This window comes from Bradyrhizobium elkanii WSM2783 (assembly GCF_000472865.1).
Lineage (GTDB): Bacteria > Pseudomonadota > Alphaproteobacteria > Rhizobiales > Xanthobacteraceae > Bradyrhizobium > Bradyrhizobium elkanii_A.
This window is the reverse complement of sequence record NZ_AXAP01000003.1, coordinates 107,879-127,333: the sequence shown is the minus strand read 5'-3', so window position 1 is coordinate 127,333 and position 19,455 is coordinate 107,879. Positions and strand designations below refer to the sequence as shown.

General features: G+C 63.2%; 16 protein-coding genes. 15 read left to right on the top strand and 1 reads right to left on the bottom strand.

The genetic code is table 11. The annotated features are described in order from the left end of the window. The first annotated feature begins 1 nt into the window (after nucleotide 1). From YY7_RS0104615 to YY7_RS0104555, 13 genes are all read left to right on the top strand, one after another. Nucleotides 2-2,884 (top strand): flotillin family protein, encoded by a 2,883-nt coding sequence (locus YY7_RS0104615; RefSeq protein WP_028162196.1) that lies wholly within the window; start codon nucleotides 2-4, stop codon nucleotides 2,882-2,884. Nucleotides 2,885-2,893: 9 nt separating this feature from the next. Further along, the gene (locus YY7_RS0104610; protein ID WP_028162195.1) at nucleotides 2,894-3,331 is read left to right on the top strand and encodes an SRPBCC family protein; all 438 of its coding nucleotides are present in this window, start codon (nucleotides 2,894-2,896) and stop codon (nucleotides 3,329-3,331) included. Between the two features lie 191 nt (nucleotides 3,332-3,522). After that, a complete protein-coding gene (locus YY7_RS0104605) occupies nucleotides 3,523-3,966 on the top strand; it encodes an SRPBCC family protein (protein WP_028162194.1) in 444 nt (147 codons plus the stop codon). A 16-nt stretch (nucleotides 3,967-3,982) separates the two neighbouring features. Beyond that, on the top strand, nucleotides 3,983-4,801 hold the full coding sequence (locus YY7_RS0104600; RefSeq protein WP_028162193.1) for an FAD binding domain-containing protein: 819 nt from the start codon (nucleotides 3,983-3,985) through the stop codon (nucleotides 4,799-4,801). 7 nt (nucleotides 4,802-4,808) lie between these two features. Then, on the top strand, nucleotides 4,809-5,288 hold the full coding sequence (locus YY7_RS0104595) for a (2Fe-2S)-binding protein (RefSeq protein ID WP_028162192.1): 480 nt from the start codon (nucleotides 4,809-4,811) through the stop codon (nucleotides 5,286-5,288). 12 nt (nucleotides 5,289-5,300) lie between these two features. Next, nucleotides 5,301-6,875 (top strand): xanthine dehydrogenase family protein molybdopterin-binding subunit, encoded by a 1,575-nt coding sequence (locus tag YY7_RS0104590; RefSeq protein WP_028162191.1) that lies wholly within the window; start codon nucleotides 5,301-5,303, stop codon nucleotides 6,873-6,875. 2 nt (nucleotides 6,876-6,877) lie between these two features. Continuing rightward, entirely contained in the window at nucleotides 6,878-7,900 is a 1,023-nt protein-coding gene (locus YY7_RS0104585; RefSeq protein ID WP_028162190.1) for a xanthine dehydrogenase family protein molybdopterin-binding subunit, read from the top strand. 11 nt (nucleotides 7,901-7,911) lie between these two features. Continuing rightward, nucleotides 7,912-8,793 carry an AAA family ATPase gene (locus YY7_RS0104580; RefSeq protein ID WP_028162189.1) on the top strand — a complete coding sequence of 294 codons (882 nt, stop codon included), beginning with the start codon at nucleotides 7,912-7,914 and terminating at the stop codon, nucleotides 8,791-8,793. Continuing rightward, nucleotides 8,790-9,908: a vWA domain-containing protein gene (locus tag YY7_RS0104575; protein WP_028162188.1), complete on the top strand. Its 1,119-nt coding sequence runs from the start codon at nucleotides 8,790-8,792 to the stop codon at nucleotides 9,906-9,908. The genes YY7_RS0104580 and YY7_RS0104575 overlap by 4 nt, the downstream gene beginning before the upstream one ends. Further along, nucleotides 9,905-10,792 carry an amidohydrolase family protein gene (locus tag YY7_RS0104570; protein WP_028162187.1) on the top strand — a complete coding sequence of 296 codons (888 nt, stop codon included), beginning with the start codon at nucleotides 9,905-9,907 and terminating at the stop codon, nucleotides 10,790-10,792. The genes YY7_RS0104575 and YY7_RS0104570 overlap by 4 nt, the downstream gene beginning before the upstream one ends. A gap of 45 nt (nucleotides 10,793-10,837) precedes the next feature. After that, nucleotides 10,838-11,686 carry an MBL fold metallo-hydrolase gene (locus tag YY7_RS0104565; protein WP_028162186.1) on the top strand — a complete coding sequence of 283 codons (849 nt, stop codon included), beginning with the start codon at nucleotides 10,838-10,840 and terminating at the stop codon, nucleotides 11,684-11,686. Nucleotides 11,687-11,706: 20 nt separating this feature from the next. Further along, a complete protein-coding gene (locus tag YY7_RS0104560) occupies nucleotides 11,707-13,278 on the top strand; it encodes an isochorismatase family protein (RefSeq protein ID WP_028162185.1) in 1,572 nt (523 codons plus the stop codon). A gap of 13 nt (nucleotides 13,279-13,291) precedes the next feature. Then, a complete protein-coding gene (locus tag YY7_RS0104555; RefSeq protein ID WP_028162184.1) occupies nucleotides 13,292-13,918 on the top strand; it encodes an FMN-dependent NADH-azoreductase in 627 nt (208 codons plus the stop codon). Here YY7_RS0104555 and YY7_RS0104550 read toward each other — a convergent pair whose 3' ends face one another. Beyond that, the gene (locus YY7_RS0104550) at nucleotides 13,919-14,503 is read right to left on the bottom strand and encodes a LysE family translocator (protein ID WP_028162183.1); all 585 of its coding nucleotides are present in this window, start codon (nucleotides 14,501-14,503) and stop codon (nucleotides 13,919-13,921) included. It lies immediately after the preceding gene. A gap of 953 nt (nucleotides 14,504-15,456) precedes the next feature. Between YY7_RS0104550 and YY7_RS0104540 the strand changes: the two genes are divergently transcribed. Next, nucleotides 15,457-16,467: an SIR2 family protein gene (locus tag YY7_RS0104540; RefSeq protein ID WP_080663581.1), complete on the top strand. Its 1,011-nt coding sequence runs from the start codon at nucleotides 15,457-15,459 to the stop codon at nucleotides 16,465-16,467. A gap of 491 nt (nucleotides 16,468-16,958) precedes the next feature. After that, on the top strand, nucleotides 16,959-19,142 hold the full coding sequence (locus YY7_RS0104535) for a hypothetical protein (protein WP_155255040.1): 2,184 nt from the start codon (nucleotides 16,959-16,961) through the stop codon (nucleotides 19,140-19,142). Nucleotides 19,143-19,455 lie beyond the last annotated feature (313 nt).

Sequence of the window (19,455 nt, the reverse complement as noted above, 5' to 3'; positions counted from 1 at the left end):
GATGTCAGGGATTCTCATCGGCGAATTGATCCTCTGGCTCATCGTGGCGATCATCGCGATCGTCGTCATCGTCTACATCGTCAACTGGCTCTATCACCGCTCGTCGAAGGAAGTGTCCTTTGTCCGCACCGGCTTCCTCGGCGAACGCGTCGTGATCAATGGTGGCGCCTTCGTGCTGCCCTTCATCCACGACTACACGCCCGTCAACATGAACGTGCTGCCGATGGGGATCGTACGCTCCAGACAGGACGCCGTTATCACCCGCGACCGCATGCGCGTCGATATCGAGGCGGACTTTTACGTCCGCGTGCAGCCGACCCGCGAAGCTGTCTCGATCGCGGCCGCCACGCTCGGCCGCCGCACCATGGAGCCGGAACAGCTCCATACGCTGCTCTCCGGCAAGTTCGTCTCCGCCATCCGCTCGGTCGCCTCCGAAATGACCATGGAGCAGATGCACGAGCAGCGCGGCGACTATGTCGCCCGCGTCAAGGCTGCCGCTGCCGAAGCGCTCGCCCAGAACGGCCTCGAGCTCGAATCCGTCGCGATCACCGATCTCGACCAGACCGACCTCGAGTTCTTCAATCCCTCCAACCGTTTCGATGCCGAAGGTCTCACCCGCCTGATGGAGGACATCGAGGCCAAGCGCAAACTGCGTAACGACATCGAGCAGGACTCGATGATCAAGATCCGCTCCCGCAATCTGGAGGCCGAGAGGCAGGCTCTCGAGATCGAGCGCGAGAGCGAGACCGCGCGGCTGGAACAGGAGCGCGACATCGAGATGCGCCGCGCCCTGCAGCGCACCGAAGTGGCGCGCGAACGCGCGCTGCGCGAGACCGAGGCCGAGCAGGCCCAGATCACCGCGCGCGAGGCGATCGAAAAGGCCCGGATCGCCAACGAGCAGGCGATCACGGAGGCCCGCATCGCCTCCGAACGCGAGACCCGGCAGAAGGAGATCGAACGTACGCGCGCGGTCGAGGAACGGGAGCTTTTGGCCCGCGAGGAGATCGAGAAAGCCCGGATCGCCAATCAGCGCTCGGTCGACACCGCGCGGATCGCCTCCGAGCGCGAGGTGCGCCAGCGTGAGATCGAGCGCATGCGCACCGTGGAGGAGGCCGAGATCGCGGCGCGCGAAGCGATCGAGAAGGCCCGCATCCAGCAGGATCGCGTCGTCACCGATGCCCGTATCGCCAATGAGGAAGAGACCCGGCGCCGCGAAATCGAGCGCACGCGCACGGTCGAGGAAGCCGAGATCGCTGCGAAGGAGGCGACCGAGAAGGCGCGCATCACCCAGACCATGACCGTCAATGTCGAGCGCATCGCCTCCGACGAACGTACCCGCGCGCTGGAGATCCAGCAGGTCCGCACCATCCAGGAAGCCGAGATCGAAGCGCAGCGCGCCGTGGAAGCCGCGCGCATTGCCCGCGAGCGCACCCTTGCCGCCGAGCGGATCGCCGCCGAGCAGAATACGCGGCAATTGGAGATCGAACGCAACCGAGCGCTTGATGTCGCCGGCATCGCCGCGCGCGAAACCACCGAGGCCTCCCGTATCGCCCAGGAAGAACGCATCCGTTCGCTGGAGATTGCGCGCAACCGCGCCGTGGAAGAAGCCGACATCGCCTCGCGCGAGGCCATCGAGGCCGCGCGCATCGCGCAGGAGAAGGCCGTTGCCGCCGAGCGCATTCAGGCCGAGCGAGAGACGCGCGCCCTCGAGATTGCGCGCACCGAAGCGATCGAGGCAGCCGACCTCAAGCGGCGCGACGCAATCGAGCGCCAGCGGATTGGGGTGGAGCTTGCGCTGGAATCCGAGCGGATCGCCTCCTCCAGGACCCGCGAGGTGCTCAATATCGACCAGAAGAAGACGATCGAGATCGCCGACGAGGAGCGCGTGATCGCGCTTGCGGCCAAACGCTCCGAGCGCATCGATGCCGACCGCCAGGTCAGGCAGGCGGAGATTGTGGCGCGGAAGGAGGTCGAAACCACCGACGTCTCGCGCGAGCAGGCGCTGGAGGCGGCACGGCTCGAACGCCGCCGCGCCATCGAGCAGCTCGAGGTCGCGCGCGTCCAGTCGCTGCAGGAGGCCGAGATCGCCTCCCGCGAGGAGGTCGAGCGGGCCCGCATTGCCTCCGACCGCGGCCTCGACGAGGCCCGCATCGGCCGCGAGCGCGATCTACGGCGGCTCGAAGTCAATCGCGAGAAGGACGTCGAGACCGCTTTGATGGAGAAGGCGATCGCCCTTTATCAGAAATCTCTGGAAGAGTCGGCGGCCAAGGTGGCGGCCGAGGACGCGCGGGTGCGCGCCACCGAAGCCGCCGAGCGCGTCGTCACCGCGCGTGAGAGTGAGATCGCACGCCGCCGCAAGACGGTGGAGGTGCTGCTCGCCGAGAAGCAGGCCGAGGAGACGCGCATCGCGGCCGAGGCCGAGCGGGTGCGCGCCGCCGTGGAAGCAGAAGCGCAGCGGCTGCTCAACGAGGCCGAGAACGTGCTCACCGATCAGGCTCGCTACTCGCTGTTCCGCCGAAAACTGCTTGACCGCATCGAGGGCATCGTGCGCGAGAGCGTCAAGCCGATGGAGAAGATCGAGGGCATCCGCATCCTCCAGGTCGATGGGCTGAACGGCAACGGCAATGGCAATGGCTCGTCGCGCAGCGCTACCGACGAGGTGATCGACTCCGCGCTGCGCTACCGGGTGCAGGCGCCCCTGATCGACTCCATCCTTTCCGACATCGGCGTCGAGGGCGGCAGCCTTGCCAAGATGCCCGGCCTGATCCGCGAGGCCCGCGACATGCAGGGCATCAAGGATTCCACGACCCGCAAGAGCGGTGAAGCCAAGCCGCCCGCAAGTCCCGCCACGGGCGAGCCACGCCCGCCGCGCAAGAAGGAGTGAGCACGCGCCATGGCCAGGGTCTATGTCTCCACCGTCGTCAACGCCCGCAACGATCGCGTCTGGGCCCGCGTGCGCGACTTCAACGGCCTGCCGAACTGGCATCCGGCGATCGCCGAGAGCCGCATCGAAGGCGGCGAGCCCGCCGACAAGATCGGATGTGTGCGTGATTTCCGCCTGCGCAACGGCGACCGCATCCGCGAGAAGCTGCTCGGACTATCGGACTACGACATGTTCTGCACCTACTCGATCCTGGAATCGCCGATGGGGGTGGAGAACTATGTCGCGACGCTGCGGCTGACGCCGGTCACCGATGGCGACCAGACCTTCCTCGAATGGACCGCCGAGTTCGACTGCATGCCCGAGCGCGAGGCCGAACTCGTCGGCAATATCGGTGGCGGCGTCTTTCAGGGCGGCTTCGATGCCCTCAAGCGCGCCTTCGGAGGCTAGCGCGATGCGATTGAGTCCGCCCGCTGTCGCGACGATCACCCACCTCTCCCCATCGGGAAGAGGTCGGATCGCATCGCAAGATGCGATCCGGGTGAGGGGGAGCGCTCTCTCGAGGGACGTGAGCCCCCTCACCCGGCGCTTCGCGCCGACCTCTCCCCTGTGGGGAGAGGTGACATGGATCGGAGGCTAGCGTGCCGCATATCGTCAAGAGCACGATCATCGATGCGCCGACCGAGGCGGTGTGGGGCGTGCTCCGCGATTTCAACGGCCACGACCGCTGGCATCCGGCAGTCGCGACCAGCACGATCGAGCGCGCGCATGGCGCCGACAAGATCGGCTGCATCAGGCGCTTCAAGCTCAAGGACGGCTCGGAGCTGCGCGAGCAGTTGCTGGCGCTGTCCGACCTCGAGCAGTCCTTCAGCTACTGCCTGCTCGATACGCCGATCCCGATGTTCAACTATGTGGCGCATGTCCGCCTGCTGCCCGTCACCGACGGCGACCGCACCTTCTGGCACTGGGAATCGCGGTTCACGACGCGGCTGGAGGACAGCGCCAGCATCACGCAGATGGTTTCCGAAGAGATCTACCAGGCCGGCTTCGACGCCATTCGCCGGCACCTGAAGGAGGCTGCATGAGTGCGGAGGAATGCCCATGGCCGTCACGGTAAGGACGTTTGCCAGCACCGGCGAGGCCGCGGCGGCGCTGTCATCCGATCGCGGCGCACGGTATTTCGGCGGCGGCACGCTGGTGATGCGCGCGCTGAACGAGGGCGACATCTCGATCTCCACCATCGTGCGCGCCAGCGACCATGCGCTGACGCGGATCGATGCGACCGGCTCCCGCGTCACCATCGGCGCCGGTGTCACCTTCGCCCGCATCCTCGCCGAGTGCGGTCTCAGCTTCCTGCACGCCGCAGCCCGCTCGATCGGCGGCCCGGCGGTACGCAACATGGGCACGGTCGGCGGCAATCTGTTCGCCGCGACCCCATATGGCGACTTCACCGTCGCGCTGCTCGCGCTCGACGCTATGGTTTCCGTGCAGGGCGGCCTCGGCAGCCGCGACGTGCCGATCGAGGAATTTTTGCAGACACGCGAGCGGCAGACCGGCACGCTCGTGCTCGCGGTCTCCTTTCAGAAGCCTGCGAGCGCGGACGCGTTCCGCTACCGCAAGATCGCCCGCATCAAGCCGAAGGGCGGCGCCGTGATCACGCTCGCAGCGCATCTGCCTGTCAGCAGCGGCCGCATCGTCGGCGCACGCATCGCGCTCGGCTCGATGGCGCCGACACAGATTCGCGCCCGTGCCGCCGAGCGGGCGCTGGAGGGGCGCACGCTCGATGGGGCAACGATCAGCGCCGCCGCCGCGGCCGCCATTGAGGGCACTTCGCCCGCCGACAATGCGCTCGCCTCCGGCTGGTACCGGCGCGAGATCGTCGGCGTTCATCTCAGACGTTTGCTGTCCGGTCAGGAATAGGATCATCATGGCCAAGACCGCCCTGCAATTCCGACACAACGGCCGCGACGTCGCGATCTTCGTCGACGGCGGCACCAACCTCCTGGTCGCGCTGCGCGAGTTGATCGGCGACATGACGCCGAAATTCGGCTGCGGCCAGGGCGGCTGCGGCGCCTGCAGCGTCCTGATCGACGGCGAATTGCATCTCTCCTGCCTGACGCTGGCCGAGACGGTCGCCGGCCGCTCGGTGGAAACGCTTGATGGCATCAAGGATGGCCCGAGCCTGCATCCGCTGCAGCGCGCATTCGCCGACAATTTTGCCGCCCAGTGCGGCTATTGCACGCCAGGCATCCTGATGGCCGCCAAGGCCTTGCTCGACCGCAACCCGCAGCCGAGCCGCGCCGAGGTCGTCGAAGCGATCTCGGGCAATATCTGCCGCTGCACCGGTTACGAACCCATCATCAATGCCGTGCTCGCCGCCGCCTCGGTCGGCCGTGCCCGCGCTTGAAGGACTTGAGCCATGCTGGAATTGCGCAAGGACATCTTCGCCGACGAACGCGACGACAATCTGAAGGAAATCGGCAAGGGCACGCAGCGGCAGGATATGCTCGGGCATGTCACGGGCACCTCGACCTATTTCGACGATCACAAGCTGCAGGGCATGCTGCATTTGAAGGTGGTTCGCAGCACCCATGCCCATGCGCGGCTGCGCCGCATCGACACCAGCGAGGCCGAGCGCGCGGCGGGCGTGCGCCGGATCATCCGCGGCAGCGACGTGCCGCGCAATCTCAACACCCTGCTCAGCCTGATCAATTTCGGCAAGGACGACGAGCCGTCGCTCGCGGTCGACAAGGTGCGCTACAAGGGCGAGCCGATCGTCGCCATCGTCGCCGACAGCCCGCGCGAGGCCTATGAGGCAATCGCGAAGGTCCGCATCGACTACGAGCCGCTATCGGCCGTGCTCGACGTCGAGGATGCGCTGAAGCCGGGCGCGCCCGTTGTCAACGAGACCTATCCGAAGAACGCGTTCATCTATCACGATATCTACGATCACCAGAAGCTGCGCTTCGGCGACGTCGAGCGCGGCCTCGCCGCGGCCGACCATGTGCTGGAGCAGCGCTACCAGATGTCGCCGATCGAGCACGCGCCGACCGAGACCAACGGCTCGATCGCCGCCCCCGACACCAATGGCCGCTACATCGTCTACACCTCGACCCAGGCGCTGTTCTTCTCGCTCGACACCTGCGCCAAGATCCTCGACGTGCCCTCGAACACCTTCCATTTCATCGGCGGCACCGTGGGCGGCGGGTTCGGCGGCAAGGTCGATACGCTCACCGAGCCGCTCTCCATCCTCGGCGCCATGCTGACCGGGCGTCCGGTGCGCTACGTGTTCGGGCGCGAGGAAGAGATGCAATATGGCCCGCCGCGCGGCGCCGAGCGCATCTACATCAAGGATGGCGTGATGCGCGACGGGCGGATCGTGGCGCGCAAGATCCGCGCCTACTTCGACAGCGGCGCCTATACGCGCCTCTCCAGCTACGCCGCCGTCAAATGCGCCGCGCATCTGCCCGGCCCTTACACGATCCCCAACGTTTACGGCGACGTCTATTGCGTCTTCACCAATCGCACGCCAGCGACCGCGATGCGCGGCTTCGGCGTCACCGCGATGGATTTCGCGATCGAATGCCAGATGGACAAGCTCGCGCATCTCGTCGGTATGGACCCGATGGAGTTCCGCATCCTCAACGCCTATCGCGACGGCGACATGAAGGCGCATCGCCGCGAGGCCAAGAACTGCGCGCTGATCGAATGCGTCCAGGTCGCCGCCGAGAAGGCCAAATGGCCGATCCGCGAGGACTTCAAGCGCGCCTCCTCGCGCAAGGAGGGCGGCGGCAGCCGCGCCGCGATCCCGCCGACGCCACGCGATTCCTACGCGCCGGTCGCGACGCCGTCGCAACAACGGACGACCTATGACCGCGCGCCGGCCGCCTCGCGCGAACCACCACCACCTCCGCCGCCCCCTCCTCCGCGGCCGCAGGCGCCGTCGCATGGCGCCGCCCGCTTCTCCTCCGTCTTCGGCACCAGGAGGCGCTGACCATGACCAGACATCGCGGACGCGGCATCGCGTCGATCAACTACCCGATCGGAATGAATCTCGGCGGCGATCCGAGCCAGGCGCTGGTTCATTCCAATCCCAGCGGCAAGTTCACGGTGGCGCTGTCCTCGATCGATCTCGGTCAGGGCATGAAGTCGGTGACGCGGCAGATCTGCGCGGAGACGCTGGGCGTGCCGGTCGAGGACGTCTATGTCGACACCGCCGATTCCGATACCGGGCCGCACTGCATGGGCTCGTTTGCCTCGCGCGGCACGCATCGCGTCGGCAATGCGGTAATGATGGCCGCACGCGAGGCTCGTGGCGTGATGATGGAAGCGGCCGCCGAAGAGCTGGAAGTCAACGCCGCCGATCTCGAGACCGACGGCCGCGGTAACATCCACGTCAAGGGCGCGCCGCATCGATCCATCTCGACCAAGGACGTGGCGATCGCCGCGCAGTTCAAGCAGGGCAAGACGATCTCCGGCCGCGGCATCTTCCTGGTGCCGCTGTCCGACGTCGATCCTGAAACCGGCGAGATGTCGCCCGCCACATGCTACGCGCATGCCTGCCTGGTCGCCGAGGTCGAGGTCGACGACGAGACCGGCGAAGTCGCGATGGTCCGCATGGACAGCGCCTATGAGCTCGGGCGTGCGCTCAATCCGCGGCTGGTCGAGCAGCAACTGGTCGGCGGCGCCTGGATGGGCATCAGCCACGCGCTTTATGAGACTCCCGAGCCCTATTATCCCGACCCGAGCCACGGGCCGCGCGACTTCGTCGAATATCTGATGCCGGGGCCCGGCGACATCTGTCCGCATGACATCGCGGTCCTGGAACGCCCCGCCGCCGACGGACCGTTCGGCGCCAAGGGCCCGGGCGAGATGTGCGCCAACCCGGTGCTGCCGGCTGTGGCGAACGCGATCTTCAACGCCGTCGGCGTCCGCATCGATGAACTGCCGATTACGCCGGAAAAGGTTCTACGCGCGATCAAGGCGCAGGGCGGCGCGCGGCCGCAGGCGCGGCGCTAAGGTCAGGACACATGCCGGTTCGCAGCAACATCGTCGGCATCGACTCGCCAGAGGCGCTGGAGAAGGCGCTGCGCGCAGCCTACTACCTTGCCGACGACGGCATCGCGACATCAGCCTATCTCTCGCTCGCGCTCGGCAAGCCGCTGCTGCTCGAGGGTGCGCCCGGTGTCGGCAAGACCGAGGCGGCCAAGGCGATCGCCGCCGTGCTGGGGCGCAGATTGATCCGCCTGCAATGCTATGAGGGCATCGATGCCGCGGCCGCGCTCTATGAGTGGAACTATCCGCGCCAGATGCTGGCGATCCGGCAGGCCGGCGACGAGACCATCGACATCTATGGCGAGAGCTTCCTGATCGAACGGCCGATGCTCGCTGCACTGCGCGCGCCTGACTCGACCGTGCTCTTGATCGACGAGATCGATCGCGCCGACCAGGAGTTCGAGGCTTTCCTGCTCGAATTCCTCTCCGACTTCCAGATCTCGATTCCCGAGCGCGGCACGGTGCGCGCGGCAGAACATCCAGTCGTGGTGCTGACATCGAACCGGACGCGCGACCTGCACGAGGCGCTGCGCCGCCGCTGCGTCTATCACTGGATCGACTACCCGACGGCCGAGCGCGAGGCGCGCATCGTCATGATGCGGGCCTCCAGCGTCGCCGAATCCACCGCCCGTGCCGTCGTTGCCGCGGTCGAAAAACTCAGGCGCGAACCGCTGAGCAAGGCGCCCGGCATCGCTGAAGCCGTCGACTGGGCCGAGGCGGCGACGCTCTTGCATAAGGGCGGCGCGCGTTGGCCGGACGCATTCAAGCGCTCGATCGGCGTCGCGCTAAAGGACGAGGAGGACCTGCACTTCATCTCACCCCGACTCGACGCGCTGATAGCGGAGGCTGCAGCGTGACCGACGAATTGCTACTGCCGCGCGCCGCACAAGTGTTCATCTCCTTCGTCGCGCTGCTGCGCCACAACGGCTTCGCCGTCGCGCCGGAACAAACCACCGCCTTCCTCGCCGCGATCGAATTGCTCGGGCCGCGCAGCCTCGAGCACATCCGCCGCGCGGGTCTCGCGACACTCGCGCCGCCGCGGGAACGGCGCGCGACCTATGACCGGCTGTTCGATATCCATTTCCGCGGTGCTGAGGCCATCGAGCGGGCCGAGGGCGAAGACGAAGACATCGTCCGCCTGCAGGAGGAAAGCCGCGGCGAGGACGAACCGCCGCTCGCCGACGAGGCCAACGAATCCGGCCTCGCCGCCGCCCGCACCGAGGCGCTGGTCGAGCGCCGCTTCGTGCACGGCACCACCAGCGACCCATTGCGCCGGCTCGCGCGCGAAGCGTCGCGGCGGCTGCCGCGCCGCCGTGGCCACCGGCGGATGCGGGCGCGCCGCGGCCCCTTCGCCGATATTCGCCGCACCTTGCGCGACAGCGTGCGCAATGACGGCGAGGTGCTGCGTCTCGGACATCTGAAACGCCGCCTGCGCCCGCGCAAGATTCTGCTCCTGATCGACGTCTCGGGCTCGATGAAGGCGCGCACCGAGGAGAACATGAAGCTCGCGCATGGGCTGATGCAGGCCGCCCGCAATGTCGAGGTGTTCACCTTTGGCACCCGGTTGACGCGCGTCACCCGCGCGCTGCGCCTGAAGCGTCGCGAGCAGGCGCTGAACGCAGCCGCACATCTCGTCAGCGACTGGGACGGCGGCACCCGCATCGGCGACGCCTTGCAGGCATTTCTCGCCGTGCCGCGGTTCGGCGGCTACGCGCGCGGCGCCGCCGTGGTCGTGGTCTCCGACGGATTGGAGCGCGGCGACATCTCAGCCTTGTGCGACGCGGTCGCCAAATTGTCGCGGCGCGCCTGGTCGCTGAGCTGGCTGACGCCGCTGGCGAGCGGGCCCGGCTTCCGGCCGCAGACCGAAGCGCTGATCGCGATCGAGCGTTTCGTCGATGACCTCTCCGACGGCGGGTCGAGCGCCGCCGTCATATCGCATCTGTTGTCGCTCGGAGGAAGGAGAGCCGCATGACCGACATTGTCGACGCCCACCACCACATCTGGCGGCAGGCGGATCTCGCCTGGCTGTCCGGCCCGATGCAGCCGCGCATCTTCGGCCCCTATGAGCCGATCCGCCGCGACTATCCGATCCGCGAATATCTCGACGACCTCGTCGGCACCGGCGTGATCCGCTCGGTCTATGTCCAGACCAACTGGCCCACTGAGCGCTTCGAGGACGAGGCGGCCTGGGTGCAGCAGACGGCGGGCGAGCATGGCTGGCCGCATGCCATGGTCGCCTATGCCGACTTCTCCGACAGCGACGTGCGCCCGCAACTCGACCGCCTCGCGCGCTATCCGCTGGTGCGTGGCGTGCGCATGCAACTGCACTGGCATGAAAATCCGCTCTACCGTTTCGCCGCGCGCGCCGATCTCTGCGCCGATCCCGTGATCCGCCGCAACGTCGGCCACCTTGCTGATTATGGCTGGAGTTTTGACCTGCAGGTGTTCGCACCGCAGATGGCGGATGCCGCCGGCCTCGCCGAATCCTGCCCCGACGTGACCTTCATCCTGCAGCACGCCGGCATGCTGGAAGACCTGTCGCCGGAAGGCCGCGCCGCCTGGCGCGCCGGCATGGCAAGGCTCGCACGCTGCCCGAACGTGGTCTCGAAACTTTCGGGGCTCGGCACCTTCATCCATCGCAACGACCTCGCACATATCCGTGGGATCATTGAAGACACCGTCAAACTCTTCGGCGCCGAGCGCTGCCTGTTCGGCTCAAACTTTCCGATCGAGAAACTCTGGACCAGCTACCGCGAACTGATCGCCACCTATCGCGCGGCCACCGTGCAGCTTCGAGGTGAGCAGCGCGACGCCATCTTCAGGGCCACCGCGATGCGCGTCTATCGTATGGGATGAAGGCGCACGAAGTCGCACAAAGCAAGATCAATCGGGAGGGAATGGATGCCGCTGGAAATCAAGATCCTGGACTATGGTGATATCGAACTGGAGTCGAGCTTCCTCGTGCTCGGGCGCGACTGCGGCCGCACCCGGCGCGTGCTGACGCTCGGTTTCCTGATCCTCGGCGGCCCCTATCCTGTCGTGGTCGACACCGGCTATCGCTCCAACCAGATCATGGAGACGCTGGGCATGCGCGGCCTGCAATTCCACGAGAACATGATCGAGAACCAGCTTGCGCGTCACGGCGTACGCATGGGCGACGTGCGCTTCGTCTGCCACACTCATCTCCATATCGACCACGCCGGCAAGGACGATCTGTTTCCGATGAACACGACCGTCGTTCTCAACCGCCGCGAGCTGGAATATTCCGTGTCCGGCCTGATGCATCCGCAATACCCGGCGCCAGACATCAAGCACCTGGTCGACCGCTTGCACACCAAAGGCGCGCTGCGCTTCCTCGATCTCGAGATCACCGGCCCGATCGAACTGATGCCCGGCGTCTATTGCGACGCCGCCAATGCCCACACCGAGGGCTCGATGAACATCCACGTCCACACCGCCGATGGCATCGCCACGATCTGCGGCGACGTGATCTATGATTTCAACGACCAGATCGTAACGCCCTTCAACGAGATCCATGACTGGGAGCCGCGCACCACCGGTAACCATGGCACGACCAAGCGTGCCGAGAAGGCCGCGATCAAGAAACTCCTCAGCAGCTCGCGCTATCTGCTGCCGGTGCATGACCGGCCCGCCAAGATCGAAGGCGGCGCAGTGGTCGGCCGATTGCACGACCAGGTCCCCGGCCCGATCGTGCAGAGCCTGCCGGAGCGCCACTGGTTCCCGGCGTGAGCTCAAGAGGACTTTAGCCGATGACGCACGTCACCCTGCGGCCGGAATTCGAGAACCTGATCGATCCCTATGCGCCGGTCGGCCAGGTGGGCACCGGCTTCGAGTTCACGGAGGGCCCGATCTGGCATCCGACCGATCATTATCTCCTGTTCTCGGATATGCCGGCCGACGTGCGCCGGCGCTGGGATGCGCGGCGCGGCGTGGTCGAGGTCAGGCGCCCCTCGAACAAATGCAACGGCATGACCTATGACGCGGAGCTGAACCTGATCGTCTGCGAGCATGCCACCTCCTCGCTGATCCGCGAGCGGCCGGATGGACGGCGCGACGTGCTCGCTTCGCATTTCGAGAACCAGGAGCTCAACAGCCCGAACGACGTCTGTGTCCATTCGAGCGGCGCGATCTATTTCTCCGATCCATGGTATGGCCGCATGCCGATCTATGGCGTCGAGCGGCCACGCCAGCTCGGCTTCCAGGGCGTCTATCGCGTGCCGCCTGGTGGCGGCGCACCCCGCCTGCTCGTCGACCGCAATTTGTTCGAGCAACCGAACGGACTCTGTTTCTCGCCGGACGAGCGTGTGCTCTACGTCAACGACACCGTGCAGGCGCTGATCCGCGCCTTCGACGTCGAGGCCGACGGCGCGCTCGCCAATCCGCGCGTCTTTGCCAGCAACATCCGTTCCGAGTTCGAGCCCGGCGTGCCCGACGGCATGAAGTGCGACCAGCACGGCAATGTCTGGGTCACCGCGCCCGGCGGCGTCTGGGTCTATTCGCGCAGCGGCGAATTGCTCGGCAAGGTGCGCCTGCCCGAGCTTGTCGCCAATCTCGCCTGGGGCGGCGCAGACTTCCGCACGCTTTATCTGACCGCGACCCATTCGGTCTACGCGATCCCGACCAAGGTCGGCCCGCGCCACGAGCCCTATATGAGCGGCCGGCGCGGTAGCGCTGCTGCGGCTTCTTCGGCGCCCGCCCCTCACCTGACCGATGGCGAGATGCGGCTTGATCCGCAGCGCTGCGCGATGATCATCCAGGATCTGCAGAACGATGTCATCATGGACGGCGGCGCGTTCGCGGAATCAGGCGCGCCGGCGCACGCGCGGCAACAGCGCGTCGTCGACAATGTTCGTCGCCTTGCGGAAGTCGCGCGCTCGCGCGGCGTCGTCATCATCCACGTCTGGTTCATCGTCGAGCCGGGCGGGCCGGGCGTCACGCTGAATGCGCCGCTGTTCGAAGGCCTGGTCGACAGCAAGGCGATGGTGCGCGGCAGTTGGGGCGCGGCGCCGGTGTCCGGACTCGAGCCACGCGCGGGCGATTTCGTCGTCGAGAAGATGCGCATGAGCGCCTGGGAGGGCACGCGGCTGGAAACCATCCTCAAAGCCACCGGCCGCGACATGATCATCAATACCGGCGCCTGGACCAACATGTCGGTCGAGCACACCGCCCGCACCGGCGCCGACAAGGGCTATTTCATCATCGTGCCGGAGGATTGCTGCTCGACCATGAATGCGGATTGGCACAATGCCTCGATCAACTTCGCGCTGCAGAACGTTTCCGTCGTGACCAACGCCGACACCGTTATCAAGGCCCTGGAGTGAGAGGCGCAAGTACGTGCCAAAGCTCCTTCATCTCGCCTGCTCGCCGCGCGCCGATTCGGAATCGGCTGCCGGCGCGCGCGCCTTCCTCGACTATTTTCGGAAAGTGCGGCCGGACTGGGACATCGACCTGATGGACCTCTGGCGAGATCATCTGCCCGAATTCTCCGGCGCGATCCTCGATGCCAAATACGCCCGCCTGAAAGGCCAGGCTTTCACTGATGCCGAGCGTGACGGCTTCGCCGCCGCCGAGCGCATCGCCTTGCGTCTCGCTCTCGCCGACCGCGTGCTGATCTCGACACCGATGTGGAACTTTGGCATTCCTTACAAGCTCAAGCATTGGCTCGACGTCATCATCCAGCCCGGGCTGACGTTCCGTTTCGATCCGTCGCAAGGTTATCTGCCGCTGCTCAAAGACCGGCCGACGCTCGTGATCCTCGCCAGCGGCAGCGACTTCATCACCGGCATGAATCGCGGACGCATCGATATGGCCACGCCCTATTTGCGCGAGGCGCTCCGCTTCATCGGCATCAGCAGCGTGCGTTTCGTGCCGATCGGACCCACCTCCGGCCCGGCCGAACCAATCCGAATCGCGCGCGAGCATGCCCATCGCCGCCTCACCGAGATGGCGGTGAATTTCTGATCAGGCGATCCCGAGGGAATGCACGCCGATCATTCCCGCCAGCACAACGAGCGCGATCGCGCTGAGCCTGTAGCCGATCGCAGGGCCTACCCTGCCGCCAAACCCATGGCGTAGCGAAGTGCCGAGCAGAATCCAGCCGGCGCCAACCGTGACAATCTGGGTCGCCAACGCTGCAAGCCAGGGCAGCAGCTCGACCGGACCGATCGCCGATGGCAGGATCGTGAAGGCAAAGATGATCGCCTTGGGATTCAGCAAGGTGGTGACGAAGACCCGGCCAAAGGTCACCGGCGCGGCGTCGCCCACCTGACGGGCTCCATGACGCCAGAGCATCGCAGCCAGATAGATGAGATAGATCACGACGGCGATCCGAAGGCCGATCCCGAACTCGGGTACCGTCGCGATGACCGGGCCCAGGATGGATCGCAGCAAAACGATGGCGAGCAGGTAACCGCTCAGCTCCGCCGCCAGCAGATGGGCCGAGCGATATGGTCCGACGCCGGCTCCCGATGTAGCAAGCAACGTATTGGTTGGGCCTGGCGTTGCCAGCAGCGACAGCGTGGCCGCGACGAAAGTAACCTTGTCCATTGGCCCATTTATCGGGACTTCGAGCGATGCCGCCTTGATCTCGATCACGAATTGGTCGATCGAGTGTTGACTGGTCGTCAGATACCGATGCGGCTATCCGCGATTTTTCCTAACGATTTCAACGTGATTTGCCGCGTCCAGACCTTCGCACAAAAATAAATCGCTTAACCCGTCGGGCAAATCAGTGATTTAACTCCGCGCGTCTCAGCGCGAATGAGGGGCGGGTCGCGATCGTCACGAACGTTGCGGTGAGATGCGGTGGACGCGATGCGTGCGACTGACGAGCGCAGGTAACGCGGACGGCGAAGTCGTGTGGTCCTGGCGCCCCGACGCTGGCGCTAAGTTTTTCGCGTGAACACGTTTGCGCGAGAGATGACGGTGGCAAGAAAGCCCGGTCACCGGGGAGAGCGCGAAGGAAACCGTTAAAACCACTGCGCAGGGAACGGATTGGCGCTAAAACTCTAAAGAAATCAATTGGGTGGGGCTTTTGTGTCTTTGTTTGTGTCTCAATCCGCTGCGGCCCGTCACCCGATAATTTTGTACGCCTTCGAATGATTTTTTCCCCATCAATGCGCGATGACTCCCCTGTTCCGGTATCCCCTGAGTGTAAGCTTGTGCCATCCTGCGACTCACGTATTGGGGGGCTGGGTGGTGCAATTGCTATTTGCGATGCACCGACCAGCAGGAGGTCAGCGGGACTCCCACCGCTAAATGCAGGGCTAGTGTTCTAGAGCAATAAATGCGTTTCGTACCTGACGGCCCCGACATCCCCAATCCACTAATTCAAAAATGGAGAGACGGGAGCGTTCTTTTTCTAGCTGGGGCGGGCGTCTCCGCTCCGCAACTTCCACTCTTCGAGGGGCTCGCACTTACCGTTTACGAGCTCCTCAACGAGTCTCTGTTCGGGACTCTGAAGGAGGCGAAAAAACGAACGAGCGCGAGGGGCCGCGCCAATGTGCTGGATGCCGCGCGGCTATCGCCAGATCGACGTGTCGAAGCAAATTTGTTCCTCGACAAGCAATTTGACCGTTTTTTTTTCAACACTGGAGAAACGCTACGATCCGGACATCAAAGGTCGAGTAAAGACTCGTCATATTCGTGAGAAGGTCGAAAAAGCCCTGGGCGGCAAACCCCACAGCGGCAGCCATCTTGACCTACTTAGACTCTCGCTTGCGCCAAACCCATCGCGCGATCCATCTCACCCCTTAACCTGTCGGATCGTTACTACGAACTTTGATTTGCTGTTTGAGGACGCTTGGCGGCTTGAGTTCGGAACAGCCCCAGTTTCCTTTGACGCACGGATGGCTCCTAGGCCGGGCGCGCACAATTTTGAAGGAGTTATCCATTTACATGGCGCGCTTAGCGATAGCGGCGCTATCGCCTCGAACTATATTCTTTCGAGCCGCGATTTCGCCCGAGTCTACCTTCGCTCAGGCGTCATCGGCAATTACATCTATGACCTGATAAGACGGTACACACTCGTGCTGATCGGTTACTCGGCCGACGATCCTCCGATGCGCTACTTGATGGATGCGATAGGTGAAGATGCATCCTTATTCGATGACATGAAAACTCCTTACGCGATAACAGATCTTGGTTCGGGCTCAATTGAAGGAATAGAGCAGGCTGTTTGGCGGTCAAAAGAAATAAGCGCCGTCTTCTACCACCGCCGAGCCGGTCCCGCACCGTTCGCTCCACTATGGGAGTCGATCCATATGTGGGCCGATTGGGCGAGAGATCCAACAAACTGGATCGAAACGCAACTCGAAACGCACACTGCGGGTAAGTATCAGGACGCAACGCCGTTTCAACAGGCGTTTGTTCAAGATCTGCTGTCAGTTTTAGATCGCGAAGAGTTGGCCCGCGCCATAGCTTACTTAAATAAGCAAAAAGTTGACTTCAGTTGGATTAACGCTGTGTACGCGGCGATTGAAGCAACGAAAACGGATTTGAGTGCGGCTTGAGCATGCTACACCGGAACTTACCGCATCGAGAGCATTTGCTCTCATTATGGGTACAGGATCGGCTGACTGAGCCGGATACGGTCACATGGGCTATCAACGCACTAGAAAGCATTCATGGAAGCTTCGGTGCGGACACCGTTTCTCTGTTTGAATTCTTAGACTCGCACGCGCGCGAAAAGGATGATCTGACAGAGCAATTCAAGTCATTGTGGCGTCTGCTTGCAATAGTGGCGAGGGAAAGTGTCTATCAGGACAGCATCGCGTCAATTCATAGTCTAAGGTCTAGGCTCGTTGCCCCAGGTGTTCGTGCCCAGGATGTTGAACTGTATCTTGATCTCCTGCGTCCACGGCTCAGAGCTAAGTCGCCTCCGTCCTCGGAACACCCAGCCGAGTACCGTAGCGAGGATCCCGTTCAATGGGTTCACTGGGCTTTTGAGACTTCGCTACAGTATCCAGACCGTACCACCGACTCGCGACTTAGTTCGAATGACATGGCGCCATGGTCGGTCGACCTGCTGGTGAGACTTTTGTCGCGAGCGACCGAAGCGCTTTTCGATGCCTTGAGCTTGGCGCGTGAAGTGGGCTGGCTTAGTGCGGACCGGGACTCTCCCAACGACTCTGTTCTCCGCGTATTTTCTTTAAAGCCGGAGAGCAGGAATGCGATGGATGAGGACGAGCGGGATTTTGATACTGACGACTCAAACAATGACTTCGTTCCGATAGTCAGGCTTATGTCCGCTGCGTTTGAGACCTTAATTGATAGAGACGTGCATGCAGCGAAGAAGGTCTTCGAGTCTTGGGCAGGGCAACCAAGCGGGCTCTTTGTTCGCTTGCAGGCAACGGCAATGTGGCGCACCGAAATTGCAACCGGAAACAGGGTGGGAATGTTCCTTTCGGAGCTGGGCGACGATGCTTTCTGGCGCGTCATCCGTTTTCCGGAAATTGCGACACTGCGCGGTAGGCGTTGGCGAGATATCCCCCCAGTAGAGCGCGAAGCCCTTGGAATTAGAATGATCGCGGGCCCGCCAACAGGCAGGGACGATTTCGAAAATGCGGAAGAAGAAAGTCGAGTTAATCTCTACATTAGAGATCGCGAGCTGGCTCGCATAGTCGACGCAGGGGTTGATGTGCCAACTCTCTTCCGAGAATTGGTTGAAAAGCGCCGGCTTGCTGAGCCAGAATTCCCCTCTCTGGTGCCCACGTTCGAGGTCGGCCTCGCGTCATCGGGTACGTTTTCCGTGCCAGTGGGAAGTCCGGAAAAGTTTAATGACGTTCTGACAAGTGGATTGCTAGAACATCTCGCAAGCTCAGCGGATCGGTTTACATTTCCCAGCGACGCTGAAGCTTTCGCCGAAACCCTGCAGGGAAAGTTTCGTCTGTTGGAAGCGCTATCCGCACCTTCGCTTGAAGAAGATATGGCGGAAATGGGCTGGAATCTCTTGCTGTCCCACAGCCATATAAAGGGCGATAGTCCCGACATTCATCGAAAGCTTATCGAGCAAGTTGCTGCCTTGGCTCTCCAGCTCTCAGCTTCTCTGTTCAAACGCATTGCAGGACGGCTGAGTTATTGGATTGATGCTTGCGATGAAATAAGTCCAAGGTTCGAGGGCTCCGATCCGTTGTGGAGTAAGTTGCTACCCTTCGCGGCTGCGGAGGCTAACTCCAATAGCTTGGCTCCTGGCGATGGTGATAGCTCACTTGATCTTACGTCGGCCGCGCTAAATGAGCCGCTTGGCCACTTGTTGACACTATTCTTGCGGCGCTGCCCAACTGTCAAGCGAGGGGCGGAGCCACCCTCGCTACCAACCGACATGATTGGGCAACTGATGGAGCTCAATGGCCGCGCGGGCGAGTTGCTCGCAAATCGCATGGCCATTCAGATGAATTATTTTGCAATCGCTGACCGGAACTGGCTTGACGACGTTGTGATCGGTCCGATGACAACCGAGGGGGCTGAGAGCGACAGAATTTGGGAGGCCTTTGCAAAGTACAGCCGTGCTCCTTCGCCGGAACTTTGGCGAGAACTGCAATCGACCGCCTTTGAGCGACTCTCCTCAGGTAGACTATCGCCCGACGCCAAACGGCGGCTGGCGGAGATGAATGTTATGATTTGGATTTGGTCCAGGGAGAGAGAGAATCGCTTTCGGGTCGACACGGCGGGCATGCGCACAGCTCTGTCGCTAGCGAATGACGACGTTCGAGGCGCAGCGGCAGGACAATTTGCAAGGATTTTTCAAGCAAAGAACAAAGGGGACGATAGCGATTTGTGGGCAAGCCAAGTCTGGTTGAGACACGGTCTGTCGTTTTTTGAGGATGTATGGCCCTTAGAGCCCGCCCTGCAGTCTGTAAGATCCGCTACCAGCTTTGCTCGCATACCAGCGAGTGTTGGGACAGAGCACTTTTCCGAAGCGGTAAATATTGTTCTACGCCTTCTTCAGCCGTTCGAGGTTTGGGATGTTCGGACAGCTTTCAATATCGACCCAGCTGATCCCGAGACATTCCAGGTCGCAACTCAATTTCCCGACCAGCTCCTAACGCTCCTCTCAACATGTATTAGTGAGCGTCAGCGGCACGTAGTCCATAAACTTGCGGCCGTTCTTGATAGGATCGTCGAGGTCCGTGACGAATTGCAGCGCGACTATCGAATGCGGTTTCTCCGACGACTATCTCAATAGTCAGCGCCTTTGGTCGCCGAGCAAGAACGTTGCCGATCACGTTTTTACGTTGGATGTCATCGCAAGCGTATGGATTACGGTTGCATTCGCCGAACGGAGTGGTCGAAACAGTGATGCCGAAGCGGCACCCATCGATCTGACGGCGTCCGATCCATGTGCAATCTACAACATCACCACCAACCAAGCCGCCATTATCGTCCAGCGGTCGCCCTCGACCTCTAACGATGATGACCATCCGCTGGGGTCACTGGGTCCTGCAGACCACCGACGAACCCGCCAGGATTGGAGGATATTTGGTGCTAGAAAATCCATG

Bases quoted from the DNA above. Each gene is read 5' to 3' on its own strand.
- YY7_RS0104580 (WP_028162189.1), top strand. From the start codon at position 7,912: ATGCCGGTTCGCAGCAACATCGTCGGCATCGACTCGCCAGAGGCGCTG.
- YY7_RS0104550 (WP_028162183.1), bottom strand. From the start codon at position 14,503: ATGGACAAGGTTACTTTCGTCGCGGCCACGCTGTCGCTGCTGGCAACG.
- YY7_RS0104535 (WP_155255040.1), top strand. From the start codon at position 16,959: ATGGCGCCATGGTCGGTCGACCTGCTGGTGAGACTTTTGTCGCGAGCG.
- YY7_RS0104615 (WP_028162196.1), top strand. From the start codon at position 2: ATGTCAGGGATTCTCATCGGCGAATTGATCCTCTGGCTCATCGTGGCG.
- YY7_RS0104560 (WP_028162185.1), top strand. From the start codon at position 11,707: ATGACGCACGTCACCCTGCGGCCGGAATTCGAGAACCTGATCGATCCC.
- YY7_RS0104600 (WP_028162193.1), top strand. From the start codon at position 3,983: ATGGCCGTCACGGTAAGGACGTTTGCCAGCACCGGCGAGGCCGCGGCG.
- YY7_RS0104570 (WP_028162187.1), top strand. From the start codon at position 9,905: ATGACCGACATTGTCGACGCCCACCACCACATCTGGCGGCAGGCGGAT.
- YY7_RS0104540 (WP_080663581.1), top strand. From the start codon at position 15,457: ATGTGCTGGATGCCGCGCGGCTATCGCCAGATCGACGTGTCGAAGCAA.
- YY7_RS0104565 (WP_028162186.1), top strand. From the start codon at position 10,838: ATGCCGCTGGAAATCAAGATCCTGGACTATGGTGATATCGAACTGGAG.
- YY7_RS0104595 (WP_028162192.1), top strand. From the start codon at position 4,809: ATGGCCAAGACCGCCCTGCAATTCCGACACAACGGCCGCGACGTCGCG.
- YY7_RS0104590 (WP_028162191.1), top strand. From the start codon at position 5,301: ATGCTGGAATTGCGCAAGGACATCTTCGCCGACGAACGCGACGACAAT.
- YY7_RS0104610 (WP_028162195.1), top strand. From the start codon at position 2,894: ATGGCCAGGGTCTATGTCTCCACCGTCGTCAACGCCCGCAACGATCGC.
- YY7_RS0104585 (WP_028162190.1), top strand. From the start codon at position 6,878: ATGACCAGACATCGCGGACGCGGCATCGCGTCGATCAACTACCCGATC.